Source organism: Methylocystis sp. (assembly GCF_051061225.1).
GTDB lineage: Bacteria > Pseudomonadota > Alphaproteobacteria > Rhizobiales > Beijerinckiaceae > Methylocystis.
Genome location: NZ_JBPFEB010000102.1, coordinates 1 through 7,209 on the forward strand (window position 1 = coordinate 1; position 7,209 = coordinate 7,209).

General features: G+C 67.9%; 7 protein-coding genes. 1 reads left to right on the forward strand and 6 read right to left on the reverse strand.

Annotated elements, in window-relative coordinates; translation table 11 throughout:
* The 4 genes from ACR652_RS18175 to moaA form a co-directional block, all read right to left on the reverse strand.
* The coding region (locus ACR652_RS18175) for a lysine--tRNA ligase (RefSeq protein WP_434507888.1) at nucleotides 1-1,110 on the reverse strand (1,110 nt) is incomplete at its 3' end.
* A gap of 328 nt (nucleotides 1,111-1,438) precedes the next feature.
* Nucleotides 1,439-1,753: a hypothetical protein gene (locus ACR652_RS18180; RefSeq protein ID WP_434507889.1), complete on the reverse strand. Its 315-nt coding sequence runs from the start codon at nucleotides 1,751-1,753 to the stop codon at nucleotides 1,439-1,441.
* 175 nt (nucleotides 1,754-1,928) lie between these two features.
* Nucleotides 1,929-2,807 (reverse strand): NAD(P)-dependent oxidoreductase, encoded by an 879-nt coding sequence (locus ACR652_RS18185; protein ID WP_434507890.1) that lies wholly within the window; start codon nucleotides 2,805-2,807, stop codon nucleotides 1,929-1,931.
* Nucleotides 2,808-2,812: 5 nt separating this feature from the next.
* Entirely contained in the window at nucleotides 2,813-3,853 is a 1,041-nt protein-coding gene (gene moaA / locus ACR652_RS18190; RefSeq protein ID WP_434507891.1) for a GTP 3',8-cyclase MoaA, read from the reverse strand.
* 188 nt (nucleotides 3,854-4,041) lie between these two features.
* On the opposite strand from moaA, the gene ACR652_RS18195 reads away from it, so the two are divergent.
* Entirely contained in the window at nucleotides 4,042-4,416 is a 375-nt protein-coding gene (locus ACR652_RS18195) for a gamma-butyrobetaine hydroxylase-like domain-containing protein (RefSeq protein WP_434507892.1), read from the forward strand.
* A gap of 16 nt (nucleotides 4,417-4,432) precedes the next feature.
* On the opposite strand, the gene ACR652_RS18200 is transcribed toward ACR652_RS18195, so the two are convergent.
* Entirely contained in the window at nucleotides 4,433-5,719 is a 1,287-nt protein-coding gene (locus ACR652_RS18200) for an Nramp family divalent metal transporter (RefSeq protein WP_434507894.1), read from the reverse strand.
* 70 nt (nucleotides 5,720-5,789) lie between these two features.
* Nucleotides 5,790-6,884 carry a histidine phosphatase family protein gene (locus tag ACR652_RS18205; protein ID WP_434507893.1) on the reverse strand — a complete coding sequence of 365 codons (1,095 nt, stop codon included), beginning with the start codon at nucleotides 6,882-6,884 and terminating at the stop codon, nucleotides 5,790-5,792.
* Between the last annotated feature and the right edge of the window lie 325 nt (nucleotides 6,885-7,209).

Genomic DNA, 7,209 nt, shown 5'->3' on the forward strand with positions numbered 1-7,209 from the left:
GAGGTGCCAGACCGGGTTTTGCAATTGCTGGCGCAGGTCCTGGCGCGGATAGGCGTCGAGGAATTGCTGATACTCGTCGACCATGCGCGGGATGACGTCGAAATAGAGCCGCTTCGCCGCCTTCGGCTCGCGATACATGAACAGCGACAGGCTCTCGGGGCTCGCGTAACGCAGCCATTCCTCGATGGTGAGCCCGTTGCCCTTCGACTTCGAAATCTTCTGGCCCTTCTCGTCGAGGAAGAGCTCGTAATTGAACCCCTCCGGCGCCCGCCCGCCGAGCGCGCGCACGATCGAGCCCGAGAGCTTCACCGAATCGATCAGGTCCTTGCCGGCCATTTCGTAGTCGACGCCGAGCGCGAACCAGCGCATCGCCCAGTCGGGCTTCCATTGCAGCTTGCAATGGCCGCCGGTCACGGGCGTCGTGAAGGTCTCTCCGCTGTCCGGGTCGGCCCAGTCGATCGTGCCGGCCTCGGCGTCATAGCCCGAGAGCGGAACCTGCATGACGACGCCGGTCTTCGGGTGGATCGGCAGGAAGGGCGAATAGGTCGCCGCGCGCTCCTCGCGAAAGCTCGGCAGCATGATCTTCATCACCGCGTCGTAACGCGCGAGCATCAGCTTCAACGCCGCGTCGAAACGGCCGCTGGCGTAATACTCGGTCGCCGAGGCGAAGTCGTAGTCGAAGCCGTAGGCGTCGAGAAAGGCGCGCAGCCGGGCGTTGTTATGCGCGCCGAAACTGTCGTGCGTGCCGAAGGGATCGGGCACTTTGGTCAGGGGCTTGCCGAGATGGGCGGCGACGAGCTCCTTGTTGGGGATGTTGTCGGGGACCTTGCGCAGCCCGTCCATGTCGTCCGAAAAGGCGATCAGGCGCGTGGCGATCTTGCCTTCCGTCAGCGCCTCGAAGGCGCGGCGCACCATGCTGGTGCGCGCCACCTCGCCGAAGGTGCCGATGTGGGGCAGGCCCGAGGGCCCGTAGCCAGTTTCGAACAGCACGCTTTTCTGGCCGCTGGCCTCGATCCGTTTGACGAGTTTCTTCGCCTCCTCGAAGGGCCAGGCGGGAGAGACGCGCGCGGCGTCGAGAAGTTCGGGCGTCAGGGCGAGGGGAGCGGACATGTGCTTTGGCTTTTGACCATCCGAAGAGCGGGGAGAAGGCCGGCACAGTAGGGAGGGGCGCGGGGGGCGTCAACGCCCGGCTTCGATCGGCGGGCCCGCCGGTTGCGGGCGTCGCCTCGCTTCTGGCGGCGACGTCCCCCGTCTGCGCCGCTTCAATTGGCGTTCCGCCCTGGCGCATCCCCGACGGGGGCATTTGTGCAAAAAATGCACAGAAGCGCCGGCGTTTGCACGCACAGGCGTTGAAGAAACAAAAAAGGCGAGAGGCGCTCGTTCGAGCGGCCCTCGCCCTCAGTCGGCCTTCGACCGGCCTACCCCGGGGACGCGAAACTCAGTTGGCGCAGGTGACGCTACGCATGTAGCGGACGCGACCGCGCTCGTCTGTGCTTGGTTTCAGAACGAGTGTGCAGTCTTCGTCTTCTGCGCCAAAGGCGCGTCCAACCCGGATCGCCGGTCCCCGCGCGAGCGGCCGCACCCCATCGTCATTCAGGCTGACAGCAGCCTTGACGGCTGTCGCGGAGGTGACCTTGGCGGAAGGCGCCGTGGGCGCTGCGGCCACTGCGGCGCACAGACCGCAAGCGACCGTAAATCCAAGGACGAACCGCGACATGCGGCTGGCAAAAGGGCTTTCGCGCGTAACGGCCATGATGGCCCCTCCCAACAGGGTTGAACAGGACTTCTCCCAAAAGCGCGCAACGGGATACTCTACGCGGCCCTGGGCGTTCCTCTTCTTGTTGGGGGGAAAACGCCGAGCTCAGGAAATGGTTGCACCGGCGCCACAAAAAAGTTTTTATTTTTTCGAGGCCGCCACAATCGCGCCGTCAACGCTCCAGGCGCGCGATCAGGCTGGACGTGTCCCAGCGCTTGCCGCCCATGGCCTCGACCTCGGCGTAGAACTGATCGACGAGGGCGGCGACGGGGAGGCTTGCGCCGGTGCGGCGCGCCTCGGCCAGGCAGATTGCGAGATCCTTGCGCATCCATTCCACCGCGAAGCCATGGTCGAATTCGCCCGCCAGCATTGTTTTCGTGCGGTTTTCCATCTGCCAGGACTGCGCCGCGCCATTCCTGATGAGGTCGATCACGGCCGCCGCGTCGAGGCCGGCGCTTTTGGCGAAATGCAGCGCCTCGGAGAGGCTCTGGATCAGTCCGGCGATGGCGATCTGATTGACCATCTTGGTGAGCTGGCCGGCGCCGGGCGGGCCCATCAGCCGGCAGGCGCGGGCGTAGGACGCCATCACCGGCTCGGCGCGGGCGTAGTCCTCCGGCGCGCCGCCGCACATGATCGTGAGCGCGCCATTTTCGGCGCCGGCCTGCCCGCCGGACACCGGCGCGTCGATCGCCCCGAGACCGCGGGCTTGCGCCGCCGCGAAGAGGTCGCGGGCGACCTCCGCCGAAGCTGTCGTGTGGTCGACGAAAATCGCGCCCGCGCCCATGCCCGCGAAGGCGCCGTCCGGGGAGAGCGTCACGGCGCGAAGATCATCGTCATTGCCGACGCAGCAGAAGACGAATTCGGCGCCCTCGGCCGCTTCCCGAGGGGTCCCGGCGCGCCGCGCGCCCTCGTGCTCGGCCACGAATCTCTCGGCCTTGCCGGCGGTGCGGTTGTAGACGGCGACCCTGTGGCCGTTGCGGGCGAGATGGCCCGCCATGGGAGACCCCATGACGCCGAGCCCCAGAAAGGCGACGTTCCTTGCCTCTGTCATGCGTGTCAGCCGCCTGTCGTGCTCATGTGCCGCGCGACCGCCGGGGCGTCTCGCGCGCGGTCGATGATGAAATCATGCCCCTTGGGCTTGCGGCGGATCGCGGCCTCGATGGCGGCGTGGAGCAGCGCGTCGTCGGCGCTCTCGCGCAGGGGCGCGCGCAGATCGGCCGCGTCCTCCTGGCCGAGGCACATGTAGAGCGTGCCCGTGCAGGTGACGCGCACGCGGTTGCAGCTCTCGCAGAAATTATGGGTCATCGGCGTGATGAAGCCGATCCGGCCGCCGGTCTCGGCCGCCTGCATGTAACGGGCGGGGCCGCCCGTGCGATAGTCGATCTCATCGAGCGTGAAGGCGTCCGAGAGCCTCGCGCGCACCTCGCTCATCGGCAGATATTGGTCGACGCGCGCCGGCCCGTCGAGCTCCCCGAGCGGCATGACCTCGATGAAGGTCATGTCCATGCCGCGGTCATGGGCGAAGCGGACAAGGGGGACGAATTCATCCTCGTTGACGCCCTTCAGCGCCACGGCGTTGAGCTTCACCTTCAGCCCCGCCGCGAGCGCCGCGTCGAGGCCGGCCAGCACGCGGGCCAGGTCGCCGGTGCGGGTCAGCGACCGGAAGCGGTCGGATTGAAGCGTGTCCAGCGAGACATTGACGCGCTTCACGCCGCAATCGACAAGCTGCTCGGCGAAGCGCGCGAGCTGCGAGCCATTGGTGGTGAGCGTGAGCTCCTCCAGCGACCCGGCCGCGAGACGCCGCGACAGGCTTTTGAAGAGCGTCATCAGGTCGTGGCGCACGAGCGGCTCGCCGCCGGTGATGCGCAGCTTCTTCGTGCCGCGCGCGATGAAGGCCGAACACAGCCGGTCGAGCTCTTCGAGCGTGAGCAGATCCTTTCGCGGCAGAAAGGTCATATGCTCGGACATGCAATAGACGCAGCGGAAATCGCAGCGGTCGGTCACCGAAACGCGCACATAGGACACCGCCCGGCCGAAGGGGTCGACGAGCGGGGCGGCCCCGGCCGCGGCTATGGGCGCATGAGAATGAGCGTTCATCTGTCGAGGCGCTTCCCCGGCGGTCGCATGCCGCCTGACCTTTCATATATTGCCGCGCGCGGGCGGCGTGAAGCCCGCGTCGCGTCTATGGCTCCATCGGGATTTACAATGGTCTCAGAAAGGCTGGCGACAGTTTTTGGCCTGTAATAGGGTCGCCGCGATCGTTTCAGGAACCTTCGGGAGTTGACGTGACCACGGATGCCTGGCCCACCGAAATCCGCCTCCTCGACAATGGCCATGCGCTCCGCGTGGCCTTCGACGACGGCGCGCGCTTCACGCTGAGCGCCGAGCTGTTGCGGGTGCGGAGCCCCAGCGCCGAGGTGCAGGGACATTCCCCCGCCGACCAGAAGACGGTGGGCGGCAAGCGCGATGTGGCGATCATTTCTGTCGGCCCCGTCGGCAATTACGCCATCCGCCTCGGGTTCGACGACATGCATGCGACCGGCATCTACACCTGGCGCTATCTCCGCCATCTCGGCGAAACCGCCGAGGCGAGTTTCGCCGCCTATCTGGAGGAGCTCGCCGCCAAGGGGCTGGACCGGGACCGGCCCGGAGAGGGCTGAGGCGGCCGAGCGCCGTTCAGCCGCCGAAGGCCGCGTCAAAGAGCAGCTTGGCGTTGAGGGCGATCACGACCGCCGCGATGAGCGCCGCCGCCAGCGTCGTGCGGCGCGGCGCGACGAAGTCTCCCATCACCTTGCGTTGCGCCGTGTAGAGCACCAGCGGCACGACGGCGAAGGGCAGCGTCACGCTCAGCACCACCTGGCTCGACACCAGAAGCCGGGCCGTCGCGCTGTCGCCGGCGTAAAGCGTGACGGCGATGGCGGGGGCGATGGCGATGGCGCGGGTGACGAGCCGCCGGACCGCCGGCGCGAGCCGCAGTCGGATGAATCCCTCCATGACGATCTGTCCGGCGAGCGTGGCGGTGACCGTCGAATTGAGCCCACAGGCGATGAGCGCCACGGCGAAGAGCGTCGCCGCGACAGGTTCGCCGAGCAGCGGCGCGATCAGCCGATGCGCCTCGCCGAGCTCCGCCACCTCGCTCAGCCCCCTCGCATGGAAGACGGCGGCGGCCAGCACCAGAATCGCGCCATTGACGAGCAGCGCGAAAAACAGCGCGAGCGTGCTGTCGATCACCGCGAAGCGGATCGCCTCCCGCTTCTGGGGCGCCGAGACGCCCACGGCCCGCGTCTGCACCACGAAGGAATGCAGGAAGAGATTGTGCGGCATCACCGTCGCGCCGAGAATGCCCAGTCCGAGATAGAGCATTTCCGGATCGGCGAGGAAGCGGGGCGTCGGCGCGAGCCCGCGCGCGACGGCGGCCCAGTCGGGCCGCGCCATCACGAGCTGCGCGGCGAAGCAGAAGCCGATGAGACCCAGCATGGCGACGACGAACAGCTCGATCTTGCGAAACCCCAGCCGCTCGAAGGCGAGCACCAGAAACGTGTCCAGCGCCGTGACCAGAATGCCCATCGCCAGCGGCAGGCCGAAGAGAAGCTGGAGCCCGATCGCCGTGCCGATCACTTCGGCGAGGTCGGTGGCGAAAATTCCCGCCTCGGCGAGGAGCCACAGTCCGACGGCGACGGGAAAGGGCGCATGCGCGCGGCACGCCTGGGCGAGATCGAGCCCCGCGCCGACGCCGAGCCGCGCCGAAAGCGATTGCAGGACGATGGCCATCAGGCTGGAGAGGACGGCGACGAACAGGAGGGCCGTCCCGAATTTCGAGCCGCCCGCGAGCGCGGTCGCCCAGTTGCCGGGGTCCATATAGCCGGTGGCGACGAGATAGCCCGGACCGAGAAAGACGAAAATGCGCGTAAAGAGCGTGGCGCCGTCGGGGACGACGATGGAACGGCGCAGTTCGCCGCGCATCGAGGGCGCCGTGCTCGTCACCTGGACACCTCCCCGCGGGCGCGCGCGCCTTCGCGGGAGGCGGCGCCGATTACGAATCGACCTTGCGCAGCAAGGCTTCGAGCCCCTCGGGGAAAATCAGCTCCTGCGAGGCCGCGATCGCATCCGGCGACCACCAGCGCCAGCCGAGGGTGTGCGCCTTTTCCTCGGGCGTGAGGTTCTGGGGCGCAGGCGTGAACGCTTCCGTTCTGATCAGGAAATAGCGCTCGACCGCCTGATGCCAATCGTCGCCGAGCTCCATGGGAAATTCGCGGGTGGCGACCACGGGGCCGACGTCGCCCGGCAGGACGAGGCCGGTCTCCTCGCAGATCTCGCGGCGCAGCGCGGTCTCGAAGCTCTCGTCCTCCTTCAGCGCGCCGCCGGGCGTGGCCCAGAAATGCTGATGGCCGAGCGCCAGAAAATGCGGCGACAGCCCGCCGGCGTATTGCATCAGCAGCGTCTCGCCCTTCGGGTTGACGATCAGCCCGCGGGCGGCCTCGCGGCGCGGCAGCGGCGCCCCGTCCCATGGCGCGGCGATTTCCGGACGCTCCGCCGTCGCCCAGTCGACGAGCGACCAGCGTCCGTTCTCAAAGGCGATCCAGTTGGGCGTGGCGTTGAGCACGGGATGTTCGCGCTTCTCGGAGAGCGGCTTGCCGGTCGCCATGCGCCAGGCGATGTCGAGAACGCCGGCATGGGCCACCACCAGCACCGTGAGGCCGGCGCTTTCCCGCGCGATGTCGGTCAAGACCAGCCGGACGCGGCGGGCGAATTCCTCCAGCGTCTCGCCCTCGGGCGCGGCGAAGTCCGGCTTTCGGGCGAGGTAGCGCGGATAGTCCTCGGCGTATTTGACCTGCACCTCGGCATGGGTGTGCCCCTGCCAGGCGCCGTCGTCCTTCTCGCGCAGGCGCTGGGTGGCCAGAACGCGCAGCCCGAGCCGGTCGGCGATGGGCGCGGCGGTGGCCATGGCCCGGCGCAGGTCGCTCGAATAGACGCGGTCGAAATGGGCGCCCCTCAGCTCGCGCGCCAGCGCCTCCGCCTGGGCGCGGCCGCGGGCGTTGAGGGCGATATCGAACTGGCCCTGAAAGCGCCGCTCGATGTTCCAGTTGGTTTCGCCGTGGCGGGCGAGACAGATGATCGTCCGTGTCATCGCTCGTCGGGGCGCGGCGCGCGCGGGGGCCGGGCCGGTATGCGCGCGGGCCTTGCGCAAAATTCGCCCGCCGCGCCGTAGCGCCGGGCTGTTGTGCCTCATTTGCGCGCAAAAGTCAGTCGCCTTTTGCGGCGGCGCTGGCGCGGCAAGAGCCCGGTCGCCGCAGGCCGCTGAATCGCAGCGGGCTAGTGTCCTGTCTCTCAAATATCGACTATTATCGAGTTGCAATGGATTTGCATGATGGAGGGCTGCCATGGCGCGGCCAATCAAGCGGCTCGAGACGGAGCCCGCGGTAGCGGAAGAGTTACGGCGTCGGTTGCGTTCG

Bases quoted from the DNA above. Each gene is read 5' to 3' on its own strand.
- ACR652_RS18180 (WP_434507889.1), bottom strand. From the start codon at position 1,753: ATGGCCGTTACGCGCGAAAGCCCTTTTGCCAGCCGCATGTCGCGGTTC.
- ACR652_RS18185 (WP_434507890.1), bottom strand. From the start codon at position 2,807: ATGACAGAGGCAAGGAACGTCGCCTTTCTGGGGCTCGGCGTCATGGGG.
- moaA (WP_434507891.1), bottom strand. From the start codon at position 3,853: ATGAACGCTCATTCTCATGCGCCCATAGCCGCGGCCGGGGCCGCCCCG.
- ACR652_RS18200 (WP_434507894.1), bottom strand. From the start codon at position 5,719: ATGCGCGGCGAACTGCGCCGTTCCATCGTCGTCCCCGACGGCGCCACG.
- ACR652_RS18205 (WP_434507893.1), bottom strand. From the start codon at position 6,884: ATGACACGGACGATCATCTGTCTCGCCCGCCACGGCGAAACCAACTGG.